The 20,900-nt window shown below is 71.5% G+C and carries 21 protein-coding genes and 4 tRNA genes; 11 read left to right on the plus strand and 14 right to left on the minus strand.

Features of this window, described 5'->3' with window-relative positions:
- Both VK501_RS17510 and VK501_RS17515 read right to left on the minus strand, forming a co-directional pair.
- On the minus strand, nucleotides 1–373 hold a 373-nt coding region (locus VK501_RS17510; RefSeq protein WP_324339592.1), incomplete at its 3' end, for a DUF1801 domain-containing protein.
- 173 nt (nucleotides 374–546) lie between these two features.
- A complete protein-coding gene (locus VK501_RS17515) occupies nucleotides 547–786 on the minus strand; it encodes a hypothetical protein (RefSeq protein WP_324339594.1) in 240 nt (79 codons plus the stop codon).
- Between VK501_RS17515 and VK501_RS17520 the strand changes: the two genes are divergently transcribed.
- Nucleotides 785–949, plus strand: a complete 165-nt coding sequence (locus VK501_RS17520; RefSeq protein WP_324339596.1) for a helix-turn-helix domain-containing protein — start codon at nucleotides 785–787, stop codon at nucleotides 947–949. The two genes, VK501_RS17515 and VK501_RS17520, sit on opposite strands and share 2 nt — an antisense overlap.
- 10 nt (nucleotides 950–959) lie before the next feature.
- On the opposite strand, the gene VK501_RS17525 is transcribed toward VK501_RS17520, so the two are convergent.
- Both VK501_RS17525 and VK501_RS17530 read right to left on the minus strand, forming a co-directional pair.
- On the minus strand, nucleotides 960–1,256 hold the full coding sequence (locus VK501_RS17525) for a HEPN domain-containing protein (RefSeq protein ID WP_324339598.1): 297 nt from the start codon (nucleotides 1,254–1,256) through the stop codon (nucleotides 960–962).
- An 88-nt stretch (nucleotides 1,257–1,344) separates the two neighbouring features.
- A complete protein-coding gene (locus VK501_RS17530) occupies nucleotides 1,345–1,668 on the minus strand; it encodes a nucleotidyltransferase domain-containing protein (protein ID WP_324339600.1) in 324 nt (107 codons plus the stop codon).
- A gap of 258 nt (nucleotides 1,669–1,926) precedes the next feature.
- Here VK501_RS17530 and VK501_RS17535 point away from each other — a divergent pair, with 258 nt between their 5' ends.
- Entirely contained in the window at nucleotides 1,927–2,745 is an 819-nt protein-coding gene (locus tag VK501_RS17535; protein WP_324339602.1) for a DUF6602 domain-containing protein, read from the plus strand.
- Between the two features lie 80 nt (nucleotides 2,746–2,825).
- Entirely contained in the window at nucleotides 2,826–3,587 is a 762-nt protein-coding gene (locus VK501_RS17540; protein WP_324339604.1) for a trypsin-like peptidase domain-containing protein, read from the plus strand.
- Nucleotides 3,588–3,838: 251 nt separating this feature from the next.
- Here the strand turns inward: VK501_RS17540 and VK501_RS17545 are convergent, their stop codons facing one another.
- Nucleotides 3,839–4,090 carry a helix-turn-helix transcriptional regulator gene (locus tag VK501_RS17545; protein ID WP_324339606.1) on the minus strand — a complete coding sequence of 84 codons (252 nt, stop codon included), beginning with the start codon at nucleotides 4,088–4,090 and terminating at the stop codon, nucleotides 3,839–3,841.
- Nucleotides 4,091–4,222: 132 nt separating this feature from the next.
- Between VK501_RS17545 and VK501_RS17550 the strand changes: the two genes are divergently transcribed.
- Nucleotides 4,223–4,591, plus strand: coding sequence for a hypothetical protein (locus VK501_RS17550; protein WP_324339608.1), 369 nt, complete (start codon nucleotides 4,223–4,225; stop codon nucleotides 4,589–4,591).
- Nucleotides 4,592–4,938: 347 nt separating this feature from the next.
- Here VK501_RS17550 and VK501_RS17555 read toward each other — a convergent pair.
- Nucleotides 4,939–5,012: transfer RNA gene (locus VK501_RS17555), tRNA-Asp, on the minus strand.
- Nucleotides 5,013–5,126: 114 nt separating this feature from the next.
- On the opposite strand from VK501_RS17555, the gene VK501_RS17560 reads away from it, so the two are divergent.
- Nucleotides 5,127–6,527 carry a cytochrome P450 gene (locus tag VK501_RS17560; protein ID WP_324339610.1) on the plus strand — a complete coding sequence of 467 codons (1,401 nt, stop codon included), beginning with the start codon at nucleotides 5,127–5,129 and terminating at the stop codon, nucleotides 6,525–6,527.
- A 120-nt stretch (nucleotides 6,528–6,647) separates the two neighbouring features.
- Here the strand turns inward: VK501_RS17560 and VK501_RS17565 are convergent, their stop codons facing one another.
- Entirely contained in the window at nucleotides 6,648–8,870 is a 2,223-nt protein-coding gene (locus VK501_RS17565; protein WP_324339612.1) for a WD40/YVTN/BNR-like repeat-containing protein, read from the minus strand.
- A gap of 154 nt (nucleotides 8,871–9,024) precedes the next feature.
- Between VK501_RS17565 and VK501_RS17570 the strand changes: the two genes are divergently transcribed.
- Complete coding sequence (locus tag VK501_RS17570) at nucleotides 9,025–11,979, plus strand: EAL domain-containing protein (protein WP_324339614.1); 2,955 nt, start codon at nucleotides 9,025–9,027, stop codon at nucleotides 11,977–11,979.
- Nucleotides 11,980–12,039: 60 nt separating this feature from the next.
- Nucleotides 12,040–13,074: an ATP-dependent 6-phosphofructokinase gene (locus VK501_RS17575; protein WP_324339616.1), complete on the plus strand. Its 1,035-nt coding sequence runs from the start codon at nucleotides 12,040–12,042 to the stop codon at nucleotides 13,072–13,074.
- On the opposite strand, the gene VK501_RS17580 is transcribed toward VK501_RS17575, so the two are convergent.
- Nucleotides 13,071–14,216, minus strand: a complete 1,146-nt coding sequence (locus VK501_RS17580; RefSeq protein ID WP_324339617.1) for an aldo/keto reductase — start codon at nucleotides 14,214–14,216, stop codon at nucleotides 13,071–13,073. The genes VK501_RS17575 and VK501_RS17580 overlap by 4 nt on opposite strands.
- A gap of 46 nt (nucleotides 14,217–14,262) precedes the next feature.
- Between VK501_RS17580 and VK501_RS17585 the strand changes: the two genes are divergently transcribed.
- Both VK501_RS17585 and VK501_RS17590 read left to right on the plus strand, forming a co-directional pair.
- Complete coding sequence (locus VK501_RS17585; protein WP_324339618.1) at nucleotides 14,263–14,739, plus strand: hypothetical protein; 477 nt, start codon at nucleotides 14,263–14,265, stop codon at nucleotides 14,737–14,739.
- 47 nt (nucleotides 14,740–14,786) lie between these two features.
- Nucleotides 14,787–15,473 carry a class I SAM-dependent methyltransferase gene (locus VK501_RS17590; protein ID WP_324339620.1) on the plus strand — a complete coding sequence of 229 codons (687 nt, stop codon included), beginning with the start codon at nucleotides 14,787–14,789 and terminating at the stop codon, nucleotides 15,471–15,473.
- Nucleotides 15,474–15,504: 31 nt separating this feature from the next.
- On the opposite strand, the gene VK501_RS17595 is transcribed toward VK501_RS17590, so the two are convergent.
- Nucleotides 15,505–15,578: transfer RNA gene (locus VK501_RS17595), tRNA-Val, on the minus strand.
- A 68-nt stretch (nucleotides 15,579–15,646) separates the two neighbouring features.
- Here VK501_RS17595 and VK501_RS17600 point away from each other — a divergent pair.
- Nucleotides 15,647–15,988 (plus strand): hypothetical protein, encoded by a 342-nt coding sequence (locus VK501_RS17600; protein ID WP_324339622.1) that lies wholly within the window; start codon nucleotides 15,647–15,649, stop codon nucleotides 15,986–15,988.
- A gap of 7 nt (nucleotides 15,989–15,995) precedes the next feature.
- Here VK501_RS17600 and VK501_RS17605 read toward each other — a convergent pair whose 3' ends face one another.
- The 3 genes from VK501_RS17605 to VK501_RS17615 form a co-directional block, all read right to left on the minus strand.
- On the minus strand, nucleotides 15,996–16,940 hold the full coding sequence (locus tag VK501_RS17605; RefSeq protein WP_324339624.1) for a hypothetical protein: 945 nt from the start codon (nucleotides 16,938–16,940) through the stop codon (nucleotides 15,996–15,998).
- 151 nt (nucleotides 16,941–17,091) lie between these two features.
- Complete coding sequence (locus tag VK501_RS17610) at nucleotides 17,092–17,811, minus strand: hypothetical protein (protein WP_324339626.1); 720 nt, start codon at nucleotides 17,809–17,811, stop codon at nucleotides 17,092–17,094.
- Nucleotides 17,812–17,992: 181 nt separating this feature from the next.
- Nucleotides 17,993–18,064, minus strand: a tRNA-Glu gene (locus VK501_RS17615).
- Nucleotides 18,065–18,109: 45 nt separating this feature from the next.
- Here VK501_RS17615 and VK501_RS17620 point away from each other — a divergent pair.
- Nucleotides 18,110–18,183 (plus strand) — tRNA-Lys (locus tag VK501_RS17620).
- 224 nt (nucleotides 18,184–18,407) lie between these two features.
- Here VK501_RS17620 and VK501_RS17625 read toward each other — a convergent pair.
- Nucleotides 18,408–19,214, minus strand: coding sequence for an isocitrate lyase/phosphoenolpyruvate mutase family protein (locus VK501_RS17625; protein WP_324339628.1), 807 nt, complete (start codon nucleotides 19,212–19,214; stop codon nucleotides 18,408–18,410).
- A 32-nt stretch (nucleotides 19,215–19,246) separates the two neighbouring features.
- Nucleotides 19,247–20,878 carry a DEAD/DEAH box helicase gene (locus VK501_RS17630; protein WP_324339630.1) on the minus strand — a complete coding sequence of 544 codons (1,632 nt, stop codon included), beginning with the start codon at nucleotides 20,876–20,878 and terminating at the stop codon, nucleotides 19,247–19,249.
- Nucleotides 20,879–20,900: the final 22 nt, after the last annotated feature.

Here is a 20,900-nt window from a genome sequence, read left to right on the forward strand (position 1 = left end):
CGCGGACCAGCGCTTTGAACGCGTCGTCGTCGATCGTGTCGGCCTCGTGCAGATCGATCGCCCGCCTGGTCCCTGCGTCGAGGCTTGCGTTGAACAGGCCGACCGGGTCCTCCAGCGAAGCCCCCTTGGCGAACGTGAGCTTCACCTTGGCCTTGTAGGTCTCTCCCGTGCACATGATCCCGTCGAGTGACCAGGTCGGCACGCCGAGGGGGTTCGATGGCTTGCGCCACTTGACCTCCTCGACGACGTCGGGCTCGGCCTGCTTGATCAGCTCACGCATCCGGGCGAGCAGCTCGCCCCGCCAGTCGCCGAGTTGCGCGACGATCGCGTCGATCGTCGCGGAGCCGCTCTCGCTGGTCGCGTCCTCGGGCATGCCAGGAGTCTTGCAGCTCATGCGAGCGGGATCTCGCGCCAGCCCGGAGTGCCGTGCGTCGTCCCGGTGACGAACTCCATCGGTGATCGCCGACTGACCGCTGTTCCGCCTGAGGTTCGACGCGGGACGCGACTCGCCTACCACTCGATCGACTGCCCCAGGACGCTTGGCTCTCAGGCCACCGCGCCGACGTCGAGCTCTTCCTCCGCGTCGATGGCGAACGACGCGACCGCCAGCACATCAGCGACGAGGTGTACGAGCGTCTCGGCCACCTCCACCAGCCGCTCGACCTCCTCGCCGAGACCGCGCCGGCCACTCCCGATCTCGACCCCGATCTCGACACCGGCCTCGACCTCTGACCCCACAATGCCCGACAGCGCCGACCAACCCGCCAGCTCGCTCGACGAGCTCATGATCGCCCAGCAGCTCGCCGACCTGCTCCTCGTGCGCAAGTCCACCGTCGAGGACTACGCCCGGCGCGGACTCCTGCCCTCGCTCAAGCTCGGCCGCCATCGCCGCTTCATCCGCTCCGACGTGGTCGAGGCGCTCGACGGCGTGCGCGGCCACCGACCCTGACGGCGACCCGTCAGGGCTCGACGGCGGCGCGGGCCCAGGCGACTGCGCTCATCGCGAGGTCCAGGGCAGTGGCACGGTCCACAGCGCCTGGGGAGCGGGTGCCGTAGCGCGCGGCCACACCGAAGGGCGTGAGCACATCGATGTGGTCGAGAGCGGGCGGCAGCCCGATGCCAGCGTCCTCGCACAACTGCATCAGGACCGCGATGTTGTGCGTGAACGGGAAGTCTCGGCCTGTTGCGGCGAGCGCCGCCCTCAACGCCTTCTCCGCCGCCTGTTGTGCGTGGAAGCCGACGATCGCCTCCGTCACCGAGGGGACATCGACCAGCGCTTGCGCCGCGTCAGATCGTCGGCGGCGAGCCCGAGCAACTCGCGCGCGAGGTCAGCCTGATCGGCCATCAAGCGGCGAGCACGCGGCCTTCGGCCAACGCGGCGTGTACGCGGCTGCCGTGCACGCCTTGCCACTCGGCGGCCTCGCGTTCGCTGACTACAACAACTTCGACCGGTAGCCGCAGGTCGCGGACCGCGCGCATCAGCCGGACCGACTCCAGCGCCGTGTTCTCGACTTCGGGCTCGATGACGAGGACGTCGATGTCGCTGCGCGCCGTCGCCGAGCCGCGCGCGTGCGAGCCGAACAGGATGACGCGAGCGTTCGGCGCCTCGGCCGCCAGACGGCGTCCGACCTCGCGGATCTTGGCCTCGTCATCGATCACGATCGCCACGGTAACCGCTGAGGGCCCCGGGCGAAAGCGCGGCGGTTTGGTACCCGCCAGTGGTACCCGTGGCCTTCGAGCCCTCACGACACACCCCCCGGAACGACGAAAGCCCCACGGATGCAGGGCTCTCGGAGACGGGAGCGACGGGGGTCAAACCCGGGATTCCTACCTCCACGCCGACATCGAGATCCGGTTCTAAAGCCGGCACGGGTTGCGATGTAAACCGACGGTATACGGACAAGATTCGAGCTACCGTCCAGCGTCATGGCGCAGCATCCTCTCCAAGCCAGCATGCGAGAAGCGTCAACCGCCTTGCAAGCGGCTGTTGCGACCACCGCTGCGTACGAGCACAATCTGACGGCGGGCGAAGCCAGAGAAGCGCAGTTTGCTGATGCCCTAGCGCCGTTCGTCCCTGAGAGATTCGGCTTGGCGTCAGGCATTGCCACCAACCTTGCGGGAGATCGCAGTGAACAGCAGGACATTCTGCTCTTCGATCGGATCGCCGGTGCGCCCTTCGTGCGGGTTCGCGAGCAAGTTGTTCTTCCTGTTGAACTCGTGTCAGCAACGATCCAGGTCAAGTCGTCGCTCTCAGCAAGCGACATGGATGCGGTGGTGGGCAACTTAGCGTCGCTGAAATGTCTGCTTGGAAGCGCGCCTCGGCCAGTGCTTTCCGTTCGTCCAGACGGCGTTTCAGTGGAATACGCGACGTCGAAGCCGTTCGCCGTCGCGGTGGCGTACGCGGCGTCCAAATCAGAGCCTGACCTGATGTACGCCTTCGCACAGGCCAACAAGTCTCTAGATCCAGTCGACAGAGCGGACGGAGTGCTGATTCTTGGCCGCGGACTGATCGTCTGGGCCTCGGAGCCCGACGGGTCCCCGCAACTGGCACTGCCGCCAACCGAGGCAACGCACATGGCGTGGATCCCGGCGTGCGAGGACGCGATGCTTTTGCTCTATCTGTTCCTCGTCAACGCATTGGCCTCGCATCTGCCGCCGCCCTATTCACCCGGTGCATACATCGAAGCTGCAGGCGTCCTCAATCATGGAAGCTGGCTTGGTTCGCTGAGTCAGATCGGGCTGTAGCCGGACCAATCACGCGCACTCTCCGCGCGCACCACGTCACTGCGATCAGTGATGTAGAGCGACGAAGTACGCTGCATCGCGTGAGCAGCAACCCGATTTCGATCTCCGCGCCCTCGGCGGCGTCGCTGTATATCCAGATGCGCTTTGGCGAGACGATCCTCGCGAGCGGCACCGGGTTCCTTGTGCGACACGACGGTCAGGTCTTCCTGGCTACCGCCGGGCATTGCCTATCCGGGCGGGATCCGCGAACCCGACAACCGCTATCCGAACACGGTGGCGTCCCGGACACCATTGACATCCTTCACAACGCTTCCGGCCAGCTCGGAGTTCACGTCACTCGCACCGAGGCCCTACTCGACGACGATGGGCAACCGCGATGGCTTGCACATCCAAACGGATCCGAGCTCGACGTAGGGGCGCTGCCGTTGACCCAACTAGACGGTGTCGAAGTCCTGGACATCTACGACCCGGACAACGTAGGCGCTGATCTGGCATTCGGGCCGGCGTCGCGGGTGTCGATCGTCGGTTTCCCGTTTGGCCTGACCGGCGGTGGAGGATTTGCGGTGTGGGTAAGCGGGTTCGTTGCCAGCGAGCCCGAACTCGGTTACGAAGGACAGCCACTGTTCCTGGTCGATGCGCGCACGCGCACGGGCCAGTCCGGGTCCCCTGTGCTGATTTACGAGGGCAGCGGAAGCGGAACATTGGCCGGGGGTGGCCTTGGTTTCTTCCCTGGTCCGGTCACACGCTTCCTCGGGATCTACGGAGGACGGATAGATGGCCGCACCGACCTCGGATACGTGTGGATGCCGAGCACGTTGAGCGCGGTGATCGCGCAGACCTGAACGAGTGCTCCGGTCCCGCCGTTCGTGGCCAGGCCCGCCTGCTCGGGAATCGTCGTTGGGTCGGTGAAGTCCTCGCATCTACCCCTCTCGGGGATAGATGTCGGCACTAGACCGGTCCCGAAACCCGTTGCAGCGTAAGGGCTCAGGGCACTCCCCGCCTCAACGGGACGAACCGTGGCGCGAACCACGGGACGAACCGTGGCGCGAACTGCGGCGCGAACCGTGGCGCGAACCAACGCCCACGGCCTGCCCTAGCCTTTCTTGACGCCCGCCAGCAGCTCTGCGGGGGTCGTGTTCAGAGCCGCCGCGATGCGCACGAGCGTCCGGACGCCGGGGTCGCGCTTCCCGGTCTCCATGCGCGAGTAGTGCCCTTGTGGCACCCCTGACGCCAAGGCCACGGCCTCTTGCGTCAGCCCGGCCCGTCGGCGCGCCTTGCGCAGGTTGGCGGTGAACTGCACTACCGCGGGATCCAACTCGGCGGACTCTGGTTCATCGTCGGGCAAGTGGCCCCGGACCCTCGGTGAGCGAGCCCTAGACCTCAATGCCCAATAGGGCATACAGTGTCGAACGTAAATTTCGCCCTCGCGCCTGTTTGGGCAGGCCGGGGGCATGGCCCAAAGGAGCCGTAACTCCCCATGGACGACGCCGACCCTACCGTCCCCGGTCCCCTCCGACTCGTGCTCGGCGCTGCCGCCGAGCTGGAGCTAGAACTCGCCTCGGACGGCTTCTGGCCCGATGAGCCTGAAGCGCGCGCCGAAAAGCGCGACCGCCTGCGGCGTGCCGCCCGCACGGTCGACACGTGGGAGGCGGACGCATGCAGCCGAAAGGAGTTGGCGACGCTCGCTCACATGGCGGCTGGGGAGCAAGAGCCCGGTCGCTGGCCGCGCACGATCGAAGAGGCCGCCGAGTTGGTCGAGCGCGCGGCGCTGACGCGCGACTTGATCCTGTTCCGAGACGCCGTCGGCGGCAAGCCGACACAGGAGGACCTGGACGACCTCATGTAGACGACTCGGCCATCTACGAGTTGCCGCACACGCTTGCGGCGCCACGAAACAACATCATGAACTTAGGCGCCCCCGCGCCTGTTTGGGCAGGCCGGGGGCTTGGCCCAAGGGAGCCGTAACTCCAATGGACAACTGGGACCGTACCTGCATGCGACCGGACTCCGCATCGCCGAGCCGGGACACCAGAGCTAGGTAGTACGAACCTAGAGTTGTAGGTCTACGTCATCGTCCTTCGCCGGACATCGCGCCGACCGGATTTCTCGGCTCCTGCCAGCCGCATTCGCCGCGCTGTTCGTCCCACAAAGCACGACGCCGCCCTCTGACGGAGCGGCGCGGTGTAGGAAGTACGGGAGCGACGGGACTCGAACCCGCGACCTCCGGCGTGACAGGCCGGCGCTCTAACCAACTGAGCTACGCCCCCGAGCAGTCGGGATGGACAGTATGGCATCCGGCGGGATCGGCTCGTCGTGTGGTCGGGGGGCGTCGATCGGAAGTCCTGGCTGGCCGGCCAGGTAACCGGTACGCTCCCGTGCACATGAGCCCGGCCGTCGCCGCACCGCCCCCGCCGACGCACACCAATCCGTTCGCGCGCATGCGTGACGACCTGCGGGCCGAGCGTGCCGCGGCGGTGCCGTTCCCGCCCGGCGACACGTGGTTCTCGATGAAGCGCACGATGGGCTTCACGCGCGATCCGCTGACGCTGCTGCTGGACGCCTACGCGCGGTACGGCCCGGTCTTCACGCAGCGCGTGTTCCACCAGAACATCGTCTTCGTGCTCGGTCCCGAGGCCAACCACCACCTGCTGGTCAGCCACGCCGCCAACTACTCCTGGCGCGAGGGCCACTACGGCGATCTCATGCCGCTGCTGGGCGACGGCATGCTCGCGATCGACGGGCCGTTTCACCGCCTGTCGCGCAAGACGATGCTGCCGATGTTCCATCGCGAGCGGATCGCCGAGTCGCAGCGGCTGATGATCGAGGAGGTCGACGCCGCGCTCGACGGCTGGCGCGACGGCCAGCAGATCGACCTGTACCACTGGACCCGCGAGCTGGCGCTGCGCATCGCGATGCGCGCGCTCTTCGGGCTGGACCCCGATCACACGCGCGGGCAGATCGACGCCGCGCAGGAGTTCGAGAACGCGCTCAGCTTCTGGTCCAAGGACTACATCTTCCAGATCATGCGCGGCCCGGGCTCGCCGTGGAAGCGGATGGTCACCGCGAGCCGGCGCCTCGACGCGGTGATCTACGCGGAGCTCAAGCGCCGCCGCGCCTCCGGCGAGCTCGGCAACGACCTCATCTCGCTGATGATGGAGACCCAGGACGGCGACGGCCTGCTGCTCACCGACCGCAACATCCGCGACGAGGTCATGACGCTCCTGTTCGCCGGCCACGACACGACGACGTCGACCGTCGCGTTCCTCTTCTACGAGCTGTCGCGCAACCCGCAGCTCGTGGAGTCGCCGGACTTCGACGTCGCGCTCGCGCTCGAGGAGACGCTACGCATGTACCCGCCGGCCTGGATCGGGCCGCGGCGCTCGATCGACACCACCGAGATCGCCGGCGTCACCGTGCCGGGCGGCGTGCCGGTCCAGTACAGCTCGTGGGTCAGCCACCACCTGCCCGACGTCTGGGACGACCCGTTCGCCTTCAAGCCCGAGCGCTTCGCGCCCGCCGCCCGCGACGCGCTGCCCAAGGGCGCGTACGTCCCGTTCGGCGGTGGCTCGCGCACGTGCATCGGCATGCGCTTCGGCCAGGCCGAGATCCACGTCATCGCCACGAAGATCCTCGAGCGCTTCCGCCTCGACGTCGAGCCCGGCTACCGGCTGCGCGTCCGCCAGATGCCGACGATCGGGCCGCGCGACGGCCTCCCGGTCACCGTGCGCACCGCCGCGCCGGCGGCCGGGCTGCGCTCCGCGGCCGCCGAGGCCGCCGCCTGAGCAAGACGGCCGCCCCGATGGGCGGCCGTCTCACTGCCAGCCGGCGCGATCACCGGGCGCGATTCCGCGCCCGGCGCACGCCATGGTTCTGGAGGGTTCCGCCTCCTTCTTCGACGAGCCCTACTTCCCCTTCCCCACCGTCACCGTGAGGACCTTCGATCCGTCGCCGTGCGAGCGGAAGTCGCCCTGCCACTGCGCGACGAACACGTTGGCGCCGCGCGCGAGGTTCCAGCTCGAGGTGAACGAGCCGTTGGCGCTGACCGTCACGGTCTGCGTCCGCCAGCTGGTCGAGCCGGGTTTGCGGTAAGCGACGGTGACGCGCTCGTTGCCGGAGGCCGGCTTGAGCTTGCCGGTCACCACGATGTGCGCGGGCTTCGTGTAGCGCGTCTTCGGCGCGGTGATCGTCAGGTCGCTACTGGAGCCGGAGTCGCCGCCCGTCGTGCTGTAGAGCAGCGACTGCTCGCCGCCGAGCAGGTAGTCGGTCGCGCCGCCCGCGGCCACGCCGTCGTCGGCGATCGGGTTGGACACCACGAACTGCGGGTGCCACGTCGCGCCGCCGTCGTCGGTGCGCAGCAGGAACCCGGTCGACTGGCGCACGTCGCCGAACGTGCTGATGACCAGGTAGCCCTTCTGCGCCGAGGAGAACGACATGCCGCGCGCGGCGCTCGTGCCGACGCCCGGCAGCTCGGTCCACGCCTTGCCGCCGTTCTTGGTGCGGAACAGGCGACCGCTCGTGTCGAGCAGGAACCCGTTGTTGGCGTCGATGAAGTCCGCGTTGCGGATCCCGAGGCGGTTGACGAGCTTCTTGCCGCGCTTGACGTACTTGCCCGGCTTCTTGATGGTCTTCCACGTCTTGCCGTTGTCGACCGAGCGGATGACGTCCTGGGCGCCGTAGGCGACGATCGCGCTGCCGGCACGGTCCACCGCGCCGAGCTCCGTGCGCGCCACCGCGTCGCCCTTGACCGCGGCGAACGAGCCGCCGCCGTCGGTCGAGCGGCGGATGCCCGTAGGCCCGACGACCATCACCGTCTCCGCGCTCGGGGCGTAGACGGCGCCCGGCCGTGCGGTGCTGCCGGTGTCGAGCGTCTTCCAGAACTGGCCGCCCGACGAGGTGCGGAACACGCCGCCCGAGACGTCGAGCGCGTAGCCGTCGTTGACCGTGGGGAACGAGACGTCGAGGACGTCGGCGGTCGTCGTGACGTTGCCGCGCGTCCACGTCTTGCCGCCGTCGACGGTCTTGCCGAGCGTCGCGTTGGGCCCCGGCGCGTAGGCCGAGCCGGCGACCTTGCCCGCGACGATCCGCGTGAACTTGCCGGTCAGGCGCCCGCCGATCGGACGGAAGTTCGCGCCCGTGTCGTCGGAGACGACGGTCGAGCCCTGCTGGCCGGCCGCCGCGAGGCGCGTCGCCGTGGCGAACCCGGCCGCGAGCATCGGGTCGGTCGACGGCGTCGGGAACGCGAACGTCGTACCGCCGTCGGTGGTGATGCCGAGCAGCGTGCCGGCGGCCGTCGTCACCACGCAGGTCTTCTCATCGGCGCAGCGGACCGCGGTCAGGTTCTGCGGCGCCGTGCCGCCGATGTCCTTGGCGTTCCACGTCGCGCCACCGTCGGTGGTCTTGAGGAAGAGCGACTGGTCGCCGACCGCGTAGCCGATCTTGTCGGTGGCGAACGTCAGCGCCTTCACCGGACGGCTGGTGTTGCTGACCGACTTCCACGTGACGCCCGAGTCGGTCGTCTGGAAGATGTTGCCGTCGGTGGTGCCGGCGAAGCCGGACGTGTCGCTGACGAACACCAGGTCGGTCGGCACCACGCCGCCGCCGGCCTGGCGCGTGCCCGGCAGCGCGGTCTTCGTGGCGAACTGGATGCCGTCGACGGTCTCGAAGATCGACCCGTCGGTGAGGGCCAGGTAGCCGTGGTTGGCGTTGACGTACCAGATGGACGCGAGGCGGGACCCGTCCGGGCAGCTCGACTCGACCGGCGTGAAGGCGATGCGCGAGAACGATGTGCCGCCGTCCTTGGAGATGCGCGCGACGCAGCCGCCGCCGGCGACGACCGTGTTGGCGTCGACGGTCTGCACCTCGGTGAGGTTGGAGAACGTGCCGGCGGGCAGGCCGGTCCACGTGTCGCCTGCGTCGGTGGTCTTCAGCAGCGTGCCGAAGTCGCCGACCGCGTAGCCGGTCGGACCGGAGAAGGTCATGGCGCGCAGCGTGTTGCCCTGCGGCAGCGGGTTGCCCCACAGCCAGCCCGAAGACCCGACCTGGACGTTGGCCGACGCGGCCGCCGGCAGCGCTGCGAACGCACAGGCGACCACGGCCGCCGCGCCGCTCCATCGCGACATCTTCATCGGTTCCAGCTCCTCGTTCGGTGATGCATGTGCCGCTCGAACGGGTCCAGCGCGCGGAAGTTACGCGAGACCTCTGCGCGCACCCGCAACATCGCTCTGCGCGGACCTCAAGTCCGGGCCCACACCCGCCGAACCACGGGTGAGGCCCTCCTCGATGCCGCTCCGCCACGCACCCACATCCGACGCCGCCTGGTCGCAGCTGCTCGGACCCGCCGCCGACGCGACGACCGAGGGGCTGATCGTCCAGGACTCCACCGGGACGATCCGCGCCTCCAACGTCGCGGCGCGCGTCATCGCCGGCGTCCACACGCCCGAGACCGACCGCCTCGCGGGCCGTGGTCCGGCCCTTGCCGGGTTCGCCCCGCTGCACCCCGACGGCACGCCGATGGCGCCGGCCGAGCAACCGGCGCTGCTGGCGATGACGAGCGGCGAGGCCCAGCGTGACGTCCGCGTGCTCTTCGAGCGCCGCGACGGCGGCCAGCAGTGGCTCCGCGTCAACACCGTCCCGCTCTTCGCCGACGGCGACCTCGAGCCCTACGGCGTCGTCACCTCGTTCGTCGACGTGACCGCCTTCGTCGAGGCGCAGGCCGCACTGGAGGCCCGCGAGAGCGAGCTGGCGCTGCTGGCCGCGCACGCCGGCGACCTCATCGCCCGCCACGACGCCGACGGGCGCATCCTCTATGCCGCCGGCGGCGCCGAGGCGCTGCTGGGCTTCGAGGCCCGTCACCTCGTCGGCTTCTGGGCCGCCGAGGCCTGCCATCCCGACGACGCCGACCTGGTGCGCAACTCCCACGACCTCGCGCGCGCCGGGCGCAGCAGCGTCGTGAGCTTCCGCATCAACAACGTGCGCGCGGGCCGGGAGATGTGGCTGGAGTCGACCGTCTCCCCCGTGCTCGACGAGCACGGCGCGTTCGTCGAGGCCGTCACGACCACGCGCGACATCAGCGCGCGCAAGGCCACCGAGCAGCGACTGCGCGAGGCGCAGGAGCGCGCCCGCGCCGCCGCCGAGGAGGCCGGCCGCCAGCAGGCGCTGCATGAGGAGGCCCAGGACATGGCCAAGCTCGGCAGCTGGTCCATGGACCTCGAGACGCGCGAGACGTCCTGGACGTCGGGGCTCCTGCGGATCTTCGGCCTGGATCCGGCCGACGGCCCGGAGCTCAGCCCCGAGGCCCACGACCGGCTCATCCACGCCGACGACCGCGACGCGGTGCGCACGGCGCTGACCCGAGCGTCGGTCGACGGCGAGCCGTTCGACATCACCTACCGGCTGATCCGTCCCGACGGGTCGGAGCGGATCATGCACGGCCGCGGCGCGCCGGCCGACCGGGTCGACGGGCAGATCCGCCGCGTCTGGGGCACCACGCAGGACGTCACCGACCTCCACGAGCTCGAAGCGGGCCGGCGCCTGGCCGAGCGCCGGTTCCGCACCGCCTTCGAGCACGCGCCGATCGGCGTCTGCGTCCTGAACCTGCAGGGGTCCGACCCCGGCCAGTGGGTCACGGTCAACCCGGCCATGGCCGACCTGCTGGGCTGCGCCCGCGAGACGCTCCTGTCGCGCCGCGTCAGCTCGTTCCTGCACCCCGACGAGATGGGCGCGACGCGGCGGCGGGTCATCGCGCTCGCCAGCGGAGAGCAGGAGCGCATCACGGCCGAGTGCCGGATGCTGCACGACGACGGCCGCATCGTCTGGACCCTCGTGACGGTCGCCGCGGTCAACGGCGACGACGGGCGCCCGGCCTACGGCATCGGCCAGGTGGTCGACATCACCGAGCGCAAGCGCTTCGAGGGCCAGCTCCAGTACCTCGCCGACCACGACGCCCTCACCGGGCTGTTCAACCGCCGCCGCTTCGAGGAGGAGCTCGACCGCGTGCTCGCCGAGGCCCAGCGCTACGACCGCCACGGCGCCGTGCTCGTGCTCGACCTCGACGGCTTCAAGTACGTCAACGACACGCTCGGCCATCCGGTCGGCGACGAACTGCTGGCGCGCCTCGGCGCCACGCTGCGCGACGAGCTGCGCGAGACCGACGTCATCGCCCGGCTGGGCGGCGACGAGTTCGGGATCATCCTGCCCCAGGCGACCACGGCCGAGGCCTCGGCCGTGGCGGCCAAGCTGCTGCACGCCGTCGAGCGCGACGGCATCGTCGCCGACGAGGCGCGCCACGCGCGCGTGACCGCATCGGCCGGCCTGGCGCTCTTCGCCGGCGCCGACGGGGTCACGGCGGAGGAGCTGCTCGTCGAAGCCGACATCGCGATGTACGACGCCAAGGAGGCGGGCCGCAACCGCTCCGCGGTGCACGAGCGCGACGGCACCGGACCGGGCCTCCGCGTGTCGCGCCTGTCGTGGCTGGAGCGCATCCGCGCCGCGCTCGCCGAGGATCGCTTCGAGCTGCACGCCCAGCCCATCGTGGCGCTGGCGCCCGATGACGACGCCGACCCGATCCCCGCCTTCGAGCTGCTGCTGCGCATGCGGGGCGACGACGACGAGCTCGTCTCGCCCGCCGCGTTCCTGCCGATCGCCGAGCGCTTCGACCTCGTCCAGGCGATCGACCGCTGGGTCGTCGGCCACGCCGTCGCGCTGCTGCGCCGCGAGCACGAGGCCGGCCGCCCGGTCACCCTCTCGGTGAACATCTCGGGCCGGACGATGGGCGACGGCGACTTCGCCGGCTGGCTCGAGGAGCTGCTGACCCTCACGCCCGTGCCGCGCAAGCGGCTGATCGTCGAGATCACCGAGACCGCGGCGATCGTCAACCTCGACCGCGCCCGCGCCCTGGCCGACACGCTGCGCCGGCTCGGCTGCCTGCTCGCGCTCGACGACTTCGGCGCCGGATTCGCCTCGTTCGCCTACCTCAAGCACCTGCGCTTCGACGTGCTCAAGATCGACGGCGAGTACGTCAGCGGCCTCCGCGACAACGCGACCGACCGGCTCGTCGTCGAGGCCGTCGTCCAGATCGCGCGCGGCCTGGGCACGCCGAGCCTCGCCGAGTTCGTCGGCGACTCCGACACGCTGGACGCCGTCCGCGCCCTCGGCGTCGACTACGCGCAGGGCTTCCACCTCGGCCGGCCGCTGCCGGTCGACGAAGCCCTCCGCCTAGCCCACCTGGGCGTCTAGCACCGGCGTCGGGCACCGCGCGCCTTCCGCCCGCCCGGGGCGGGGTCCTAGGATCGAGTCATGGCGAGGATCGGCGTACTCACCGGAGGCGGCGACTGCCCCGGGCTCAATGCGGTCATCCGGGCGGTCGTCCGCAAGGGGCTGATGGACGGCCACACCCTGTTCGGCTTCACCTACGGGTGGGCCGGAGTGCTCAACGGCGACGGCGAGGAGCTGACGGCCGACCGGACCAAGGGGATCCTGCCGCGCGGCGGGACGATCCTCGGCAGCTCGCGCACCAACCCCTTCAAGGAGGGCGGCCCCGGGGTGGACGGCGTGCGGACAGGCATGGCCAAGCAGGGCGTCGACGTGCTCGTCGCGATCGGCGGCGAGGACACGCTCGGCGTCGCCGCGCGCCTGGCCGAGGCCGGCGTCCCGATCGTCGGCGTCCCCAAGACCATCGACAACGACCTCAAGGGCACCGACTACACGTTCGGGTTCCAGACCGCGGTGCAGATCGCGACCGACGCGGTCGACCGGCTGCACACGACGGCCGAGTCGCACAACCGCGTCATGGTCCTCGAGGTCATGGGCCGGCACGCCGGGTTCATCGCCGCCCACGCCGGGATGGCCGGCGGCGGCGACGTGATCCTGGTGCCCGAGCGCCCGTTCGACATCGAGCAGGTGTGCAACCACATCCGCCGCCGGCACGCCAACGGGCGGACGTTCTCGATCGTCGTGGTGTCGGAGGGCGCGACGCCGCGCGAGGGCACGCTGTCGACCACCGGCGCCGGCCATCTCGACGCCTTCGGCCACGAGCGCCTTGGCGGGATCGCGGTCATGCTGGAGCGCGAGATCGAGGAGCGCACGGGCTACGAGACGCGGATGACGATCCTCGGCCACGTCCAGCGCGGCGGGACGCCGACCGCGTTCGACCGCGTGCTGGCGACGCGCTTCGGCGTCGCGGCCGCCGAGGCGGTGGACGGCGGGCGCTCCGGGGTGATGGTCGCCCTGCGCGGCCCCGACATCGTCGAGGTGCCGATCTCCGAGGCGCTCGGCGACCCCAAGACGCTCGACGAGAAGTTCTTCGCCGACGCGGAGGTGTTCTTCGGCTAGCGCGTGGCGGGCTCGGCGCGCTGCAGCTCGGCCGGCGCGATGTCCCAGCGGGCGGCGATCTCCTCGAGCTCGCCGTCCAGCGCCCAGCGGTCGGGGCGCGCCTCGCCCTCGTGGTCGGGCACGCCGCCCTTGAGCGCCATGCAGCGCGTGTTGTCGCCGATGGCGCGAATCTCCGCGACCTCCTCGTCGCTGAGCACGACGTCGGCGGGCACCGTCGCCAGCTCGTCGCGCTGCAGCTCGACCGGCTTGGCGCCGGGCCAGGACTCCTGGATGAGGGTCGGCACGACCGACGCCACGGCCGGATGCGCGAGGTTCCACTGCGCGGCGAGCTGCAGGAGGGTCAGGCCGTGGCGCTGGGCGATCGGGCGCAGCCGCTCGATCCGCTCGGTGCCGCGCTCGATCCAGCCGCCGGGACGGAACGCGCGGTGGTCGCGCTCGCCCATCGGGAGCCCGGGGCGCAGGTCGTCGTGGAAGAGCCCGCCGTAGTCGACGACGCGGGTGATCACCTTGACGTCGTGCGCCGCGGCGGCCGGGAGCGCCAGTTCGCCGGGCCAGGGCTCCAGCGGGTTGAGGATCAGCATCGCCCAGTCGATGAGCTCGCCGTAGCGCTCGAAGCAGTCGATGACGTCGAGCGTGAAGCCGTTGGCGGGGCCGGGCGCGACGCCGATGCGGCGCGTGAGGCCGGCGTCGCGCAGTGCGGCCAGGCCCTCCCACACCGCGGGGTGCGTGTAGCCCGCGCGGTCGGGGTTGTGCAGCAGCAGCAGGTCGAAGTGGTCGACGCCGAGACGCTTGAGGCTGCGCTCGGTCGCCATCCGCAGGTAGGACCCGTACTGGCCCGGCCCGCGCAGCCGCGGATCGGTGAACCGCGGAAAGCCCTTGGCGCCCTCGCGCTCGCCCTCATAGAAGTCGTGGCCGACGGCGCCGACCAGCGAGTAGGCGTCGCGGTCGAGGCCCGTCAGCGCTCGGCCGAGCAGCCTGTCGGCGTCTCCGGCGCCGTAGGCGTCGGCGGTCAGGACGGTGGGAATCCGGTCGTCGGGGCGAACGAGCGCGACCAGGCGCTCGTCGTCCAGCGGGACGCCGTAGTGCATGAAGTGCCCGCCCGACCAGGTGCCGAGCGCGGTGTGCGTGGGATCCAGGGGCATCGCGTCCAAGGGTACGCAGGGCGGGCGAACATGGCAGGATCGGGCCATGCGCCGCTCCCTGATCGTGCTCTCGGTCCTGCTCGCGCTGATCGCCGCCGGCTGTGGCGGCAGCGGCGGCGCGGCCACGTCCAAGGACGACTACGGCAAGCAGCTGGCCCAGGCCGGCCAGACCCTCCAGAAGACCTTCGCCGACATCTCCGACCAGACCGGTTCGGGCACCTCGGCCAAGCAGATCGGCGACCGCCTGGACCGCGGCGCGGCCGCCCTCGACGACGCCGCCAAGAAGTTCGACGCGATCGAGCCGCCGTCGGACGCCAAGAGCGCGCACCAGAAGCTCGTGGACGGGCTCAAGGAGCTGGCGGGCGTGTTCCGCCAGGGCGCCGCTGCCGCCCGCAAGAACGACACCGCGAGCCTGACCAAGTCGCTGCAGGGGCTGTCGACGAGCGCCGGCGTGAAGAAGATCACCGAGGCCCAGCAGGAGCTGAAGGACAAGGGGATCCAGGTCACGACGACGGGGAAGTAGTCCCGCCCCCTGGACACCCCGTACGTCATCACGTACATTCGTACGTCATGACTGACAGCACGATCGACGCACCGGCGGTCTTCGATGCGGCCGCGGCCGACTACGACGCGCCGCGGCGGCGGCTGATCCCGCCGTTCGAGATGTTCTACGGCACGGCCGTCGCGGCCCTCGAGATGCTCGGCCGTCCCCCGGCGCGCGTGCTCGACCTCGGCGCGGGGACCGGGATGCTGGCGGCCCGGGTCGGCGCGGCTCACCCCGAGGCCGAGCTGGTGCTGGTCGACGGCGCGCCGGCGATGCTCGATCAGGCCCGCGCAGCCCTGGGCGACCGCGCACAGCTCCACGTCGCCGACCTCGCCGACCCGCTGCCGCCCGGGCCGTTCGACGCCGTCGTCTCGGCGCTGGCGATCCACCACCTCGACGACGCGGGCAAGCAGGCCCTGTTCGCCCGCGTGTGCGCGGCGCTCCCGCCGGGCGGCGTGTTCGTCAACGCCGAGCAGGTCGCGGGGCCGAGGCCGTGCTTCGACGCCCGCTACCGCGCCTGGCACGAGGCGTCCGCACGCGCCCTCGGCGCGACCGCCGACGAATGGGCCGCGGCCGCGGAGCGCATGCGGCACGACCGCTGCTCCGACGTCGAGTCGCAGCTGCGCTGGCTCCGCGAGGCGGGCTTCGACGCCGCCGACTGCCTGTTCAAGGATCACTGCTTCGCGGTCCTCGTGGCGCGCCGCAAGCTCTAGACGAACACAGGTGGGCGCGCGGGTGCGCCGATGGGCGGTCTCGGACTTGAACCGAGGACCCCTCGCTTGTAAGGCGAGTGCTCTGGCCAACTGAGCTAACCGCCCGCTCCGCACAGGCTACGGGAAGGGTTTCGCGTGTGAACCGCCGAAACCCGGGGTAAGCGATGACTACGATGCTCGATCAACGTCAGGCCAAGCGGGACGTGTTCGTCCTCGACGGCACCTTCGGTCTGGTCGGCCGCCTCGACGGCCTCCACATCGACCCCGACGGCGAAGCCTGGGGCACCGTCCACTGCGGCACTTTCGGTGCCCGCACGCGCCTCGTCCCGTTGCGCGGCGCGCAGTGGTGGAGCGGCTACCTGCGCATCGCGTGCTCGCGCCACCAGGTGCGCACGGCACCCGAGGCGGCGGGCGACGTCCTCCTCGACGGCGACGACGCCGACGTCCTTCGCGAGCATTACGCCGCGTTCGACGACGAGGGCGCCGAGTCGCGCTTCTTCCGCCCGGACTTCTAGGACCGAGCTAACCGGCGCCGGTGGGCGTGGGCGCGCTGTCTGGGCTGACGGCCGCCGGCGCGAGCGCCGGATCCGGATCGGTCGGCGCAACGGGGTCGGCGGGCGGCGCGGGATCGGCAGGCGCCGACGGCACCTCGGGCGCCGGCGGGGCCGGCGGCTCGCTCGGCGCGGGCGTCTCGGCCGGCGGCGGCGTCTCGGCCGGCGGCGCCGGATCGGTGGGCGGCGCGGGATCGGCGGGCTCGGCCGGCGGCGCCGCGTCGGCGGGCGTGGGCTCGGCCGGCGCCGGGGCGGGCGCGGGCGCCGGGTCGGGCGCAGGGCTCGGGGCTGTCGCGTCGGGTGGCGGCGGCGCGTTGTCGGCGGAGCTGTCGACCGGCTCGAGGTCGGCCGCGGGGGCGAGCTCGGCGGCCTGTGCGGCGGCGCGGATCGTGCCGGCCGGGGTCGAGAGGCCGGCGCCGGCCGCCGGCGCGGGCGCGGTCGGGCCGGCGGACGCCGACGGCGCGCCGGCGACGGCCGCGCCGGGCGACGACGGGACCGGCGGGTCGGCCGGGCGGTTGCCCGAGCCCGGGCCGGTCACGGTCGCGGTGGTGCGCGTGGGCGTGGGCGTGCCCGGCGCGCTCGCGCCACCGGCGGCGGTCGTGCCGCCCGCGGCGCCGGGCGGCGCCCCGGCGGTGGGCCCGGCGAAGCCCGGAGCGCCGAGCAGCAGCGCGGCCGTGGCGCCATCGGCGCGCGCGGCGCGGCGGCGCGGCGCGTGGCCGGCGGTCACGGGGATGCCGCGACCCTCGATCGCCCGGACGTGCGGGATCGTCAGCTGGTTGGTGGAGAAGCTGTCGCGCCCCGGTGACCAGGACGAGAAGTTGAGGATCTGCTCACGCAGCAGCACCGAGCCCGAGGCGAGCACCGCACACGCCGCGAGCGCGCTCAGCGCGATCGGCGCCTGGCGATGCATCAGCATCGTCCCGACCTCCCCATCCATGTGAAGGCGGTATCCACAAGCGGAGCATCGGCGTCACGTCGGACGGAAGCAAGCGTCACGCCGCTCTTCGGTGCGAGAAAGCACCGCAAACTGCGGCAAGATTCGCTACACCGCAAAGCGGTGCTAGGCATTACGGCGAGTCGAAGGCCACGTACTGGAAGGTCGTCGGGCCCGGATCAATGACATCCGACGGATCGGCGGCGTTCCCGCCGACGCGACAAGCCACGATCCTCAGGGTATTCCCGGCCCCTGGCGTGCCCGTCACGACGATCGGGTCTGGCCAGCCTGTCCCCGCAGATACCGACACGACATCATCGCCAATCGCGGCGTTCATCCCTGGAGCCGACGGCTCAGGGGCGAACACCACGACCTGGCAGGTGTTGGCCGCAAAGGGACGGTCCCAGTTCTTCACCATGACCGATCCCTGGAAGTCGCCCAAGTCCTTCGTCTGCAGGCCGCCGTCGGCCACCGCCGCCGCGCCGACCGCCCCGTCGCTGAGCTTCGACGACGTCACGGCGTCGCTGGCCACCTGCACGGAGCCGACCGCGCCGTCACCGAGCCTGGTCCCGTCCACGGCCTTGGGCGCGAGCGCGCCGGTCCCGACGGCGCCGTCGGCGATCTTCGACGCGTCGACCGCCCGGGCGGCGAGCTGGCGCGTCGCGACGGACCCGGTCGGCGTCGTCTGCAGGCGCTTGACCGCCGTCTTGGACAGATCCTGGGTCCCCAGCGTCCCATTGCGGATCTGCTGGTTGGTGATCGAGTTGCGCTTGATCGACTTGCCGTCGATCAGCCGCGCGGCGGTGGCGGGGCCGTCGAGGGCGACGAAGAGGGCGAGGAGCGCGACGACCATCGCAGCGGATGGGCGTCGTCGCAGACGGTGCGGCATCTGGCGTGAGAGACCAAGGAGGGATCACCGCGGACGCCGGCGCGCCCGCGTGGAACCCGGAACTGTGCCACGTACACCGGGCGAAATGAGCCGGTCGACGGATGTGCGAGCGGCGCGCCGGTGCAACAGCCCACTTACCATTGAGTACCCCCAAGGGGAATCGAACCCCTGCCTCGAGCGTGAAAGGCTCGCGTGCTGACCGCTACACCATGGGGGCGGGCCATTTGAGTCTAGGCCCAGCGACTCATCTAGGCTCCAAGGCGCCCCCGTAGCTCAATCGGTAGAGCGCGCGCCTTTTAAGCGTTGAGGTTGTGGGTTCGAGCCCCACCGGGGGCACCTCGCCGTCCAACTTACCCAATCGTTAGCCGCTGCTCACGTTGCCTTGGGGTTCGGTCCGCATCATCCGCTCAGCGGACACCAGAGGCGTCGGTTCCTTGGACCGGCCGGCGCCTTGTAACCCCTCCGCAACGAGAGCAAGTGCAGTTCCTCCCCGACTCTCGCCGGCGGGGCGCCTCCGGGCGCCTCGCCCGGCGAGAGCACTCTCCGAGACGACGTGTGCGTCAGGCGGCCGGCGGGCGGTAGGACAGCTCGTCGGCCGGGACGCCGCCCTCCAGCAGGTCCGACGCGGTGCGGGCCAGCGCGGCCAGCGCCACGCCCATCGGCCCCGGCCCGAACGACACGCGCGCGACGCCGAGCTCCTGCAACTCGGAGACCGACGGCGCGCCCGGCGCCGCCAGCACGCTCACGGGCGCGTCGATGCCGGCCACCAGCGCGCGGATCGTGTCGCGGTCGCGCACGCCGGGCACGAAGATGCAGTCGGCGCCGGCCCGGGCGTAGGCCTGGCCGCGCAGGATCGCGGCCTCGGGGTCGTCGGCGCCGCGGAGGTAGACGTCGGTGCGCGCGTTGATGACGACCGGAACGCCCTCGGCGTCGGCTCGCTCGCGGGCGGCGGCCACCCGATCCGCGGCGTCCTGCGCGTCGCGCAGCAGCTCGCCGTCACGGACGCCGTCCTCGAGGTTGCAGCCGACCGCGCCGGCCTCGATGGCGCGGGCGACGGTCTCCGCGACGTCGGCCGGCGTCTGGCCGTAGCCGCCCTCCAGGTCCGCCGTGACCGGCAGCCGGACCGAGCTCGCGACGCAGCGCACCGCCTCGAGCATGCCCTCGCGGCCGATGGCCTCGCCGTCGGCCAGCCCGTGCGCCGCGGCGATGGCCCACGACGCGGTCGCGATCGCCCGGCAGCCGGGCAGCGACGCGACGGTGCGCGCGCTGGCGGCGTCCCAGACGTTGACCAGCACGAGGATGGCGGGATCCGTGTGGAGCCGGCGCAGCTCCTCGGCACGATGGCGGAGTTCGGCGACGTCGGACACGCGCCGGACCTTACCGGGCGCGCCGAGGCCCGCTACCGGGCGACCGTCTTGCCCGACAGCGCGTCGAGGAGGAGATCCACGGACCGCTCGAGCTGGTCGATCGTCGCGTCCTCGACGCGCGTCACTCCGACCGCCTGGTTCAGCCACGCGTTGATCTCCCGGTGCGGGCGGCGGTCGCGCCGGCCGAGGTCGCCGACGAGCCGGTGGCGCTTGTCGCGCAGGATGTTGCGCCGCTCGAACGCCGACAGGCGCGACGTGGGCTCGGGCGCGACCTCCGGGACCGCCGCGGCGAACGCCGGCATCGGCGGCGCCGCATAGACCGGCGCGGTCGGCTCCACGATCGCCGGGCCGCCGAAGAGCGACATCTGCGACGTCGGCGCGACGTCGGCCGAGAGCGCCACGAACTCGGGGGCTTCGGACTTCTCGGTCTCGCGCCGCTCGCGCGGCTCGTCGAGGAGCTCCTCGTCGCTCTCGCGGTAGCGCAGGACGTGGCGCAGCTCGCCCTCGACGTCGGTGGCGTGGCGGCGCAGGATCGCGTCGCCCGGCAGGTAGAGCCACGACATCTCCGGCGGCCGGCCGGCGATCGTGCGGACGAAGCGCCCGACGACCTGGCGGAAGATCAGAGGCGTCTTGGCGGCGCTGGCGTAGACGCCCACGCGCAGGCGCGGGATGTCGACGCCCTCCGACACCATGTTGACGGCGACGATCCACTCCTCGCGCGACTCCCGGAACGCCGCGAGCTTCTTGTGCGCGCCGACCTCGGTGTGCAGCACCACGAGCGGGCTCTTGCCGCTGACGTCCTTGAGCAGCTTGGCGATCTTGCGCGCGTGGTCGGAGTCGGCCGCGACGACCAGGCCGCCGGCGTCGCGATGCCCGGCCGCCCGCGCCTCATGCAGCTTGGCGTGGGCGGCGGCCAGGATGCGCGGCAGGCCGTCCGACAGCTCGGCGGAGATCGCGGTGCGGTAGCGGCGCGACGCCTCGCGCGTGGTCAGCACCGTGTCGAAGCCGGCCTCGATGACGTCGTCGCCGGAGCGCCACGACAGCGTGCCGTCGTAGGGGATGAACGTGACCGGCCGGCAGATGCCGTCACGGACCGCGTCGGCGTAGGTGTAGGCCACGTCGGCGACCGCGACGCCCTCGGCGTCGTAGCGGACGCCCGGGATCGGCGTGGTGTCGGAGCGAAACGGCGTGCCGGAGAGCAGCAGCCAGCGCGCCGCGTTGCGGAATGCCAGCGCGAAGCCCTCGCCCCACGCCAGCTCCTCGCCGAGGTGGTGCGCCTCGTCGGCGATGACGAGCGTGCGGCCCGTGCACTGCGAGCCCCACCGGATCGCGACCGACGCGATCTTGGCGTAGGTCACGGCGACGCCGTGGAAGTCGCGCGGCGGCACGAGCTCGGCCGCGTCAGGGACGAGCTGCAGGCCGAGCCGGCCCGCGGCCTCGGCCCACTGCCGCGTCAGCGGCGTGGTCGGGCAGACGACCGCGACGCGGTCGACGACCTTGCGGCGCAGCAGGTCGCGGGCGATCTCGATGGACGGGCGGGTCTTGCCCGCGCCCGGCGCCGCCGAGATCAGGAAGGGCCCCGACTCCCATGTGCTCATCGCCTCGAGCGCGGAGACCTGCCACGCCCGCAATCCGTTGCTGGCAGTGGTCTTGGCGGGGCTCACGCGGCGGTCAAGATTGGGCCAC

The sequence above is a fragment of the Baekduia sp. genome, from assembly GCF_035318805.1.
Classification (GTDB): domain Bacteria; phylum Actinomycetota; class Thermoleophilia; order Solirubrobacterales; family Solirubrobacteraceae; genus Baekduia.

Coding starts and splice junctions, on each gene's coding strand:
- VK501_RS17590 (WP_324339620.1), top strand. CDS start 14,787: ATGACTGACAGCACGATCGACGCACCGGCGGTCTTCGATGCGGCCGCG.
- VK501_RS17575 (WP_324339616.1), top strand. CDS start 12,040: ATGGCGAGGATCGGCGTACTCACCGGAGGCGGCGACTGCCCCGGGCTC.
- VK501_RS17560 (WP_324339610.1), top strand. CDS start 5,127: ATGAGCCCGGCCGTCGCCGCACCGCCCCCGCCGACGCACACCAATCCG.
- VK501_RS17535 (WP_324339602.1), top strand. CDS start 1,927: ATGGCGCAGCATCCTCTCCAAGCCAGCATGCGAGAAGCGTCAACCGCC.
- VK501_RS17580 (WP_324339617.1), bottom strand. CDS start 14,216: ATGCCCCTGGATCCCACGCACACCGCGCTCGGCACCTGGTCGGGCGGG.
- VK501_RS17600 (WP_324339622.1), top strand. CDS start 15,647: ATGCTCGATCAACGTCAGGCCAAGCGGGACGTGTTCGTCCTCGACGGC.
- VK501_RS17605 (WP_324339624.1), bottom strand. CDS start 16,940: ATGCTGATGCATCGCCAGGCGCCGATCGCGCTGAGCGCGCTCGCGGCG.
- VK501_RS17585 (WP_324339618.1), top strand. CDS start 14,263: ATGCGCCGCTCCCTGATCGTGCTCTCGGTCCTGCTCGCGCTGATCGCC.
- VK501_RS17565 (WP_324339612.1), bottom strand. CDS start 8,870: ATGAAGATGTCGCGATGGAGCGGCGCGGCGGCCGTGGTCGCCTGTGCG.
- VK501_RS17515 (WP_324339594.1), bottom strand. CDS start 786: ATGAGCTCGTCGAGCGAGCTGGCGGGTTGGTCGGCGCTGTCGGGCATT.
- VK501_RS17610 (WP_324339626.1), bottom strand. CDS start 17,811: ATGGTCGTCGCGCTCCTCGCCCTCTTCGTCGCCCTCGACGGCCCCGCC.
- VK501_RS17570 (WP_324339614.1), top strand. CDS start 9,025: ATGCCGCTCCGCCACGCACCCACATCCGACGCCGCCTGGTCGCAGCTG.
- VK501_RS17550 (WP_324339608.1), top strand. CDS start 4,223: ATGGACGACGCCGACCCTACCGTCCCCGGTCCCCTCCGACTCGTGCTC.
- VK501_RS17520 (WP_324339596.1), top strand. CDS start 785: ATGATCGCCCAGCAGCTCGCCGACCTGCTCCTCGTGCGCAAGTCCACC.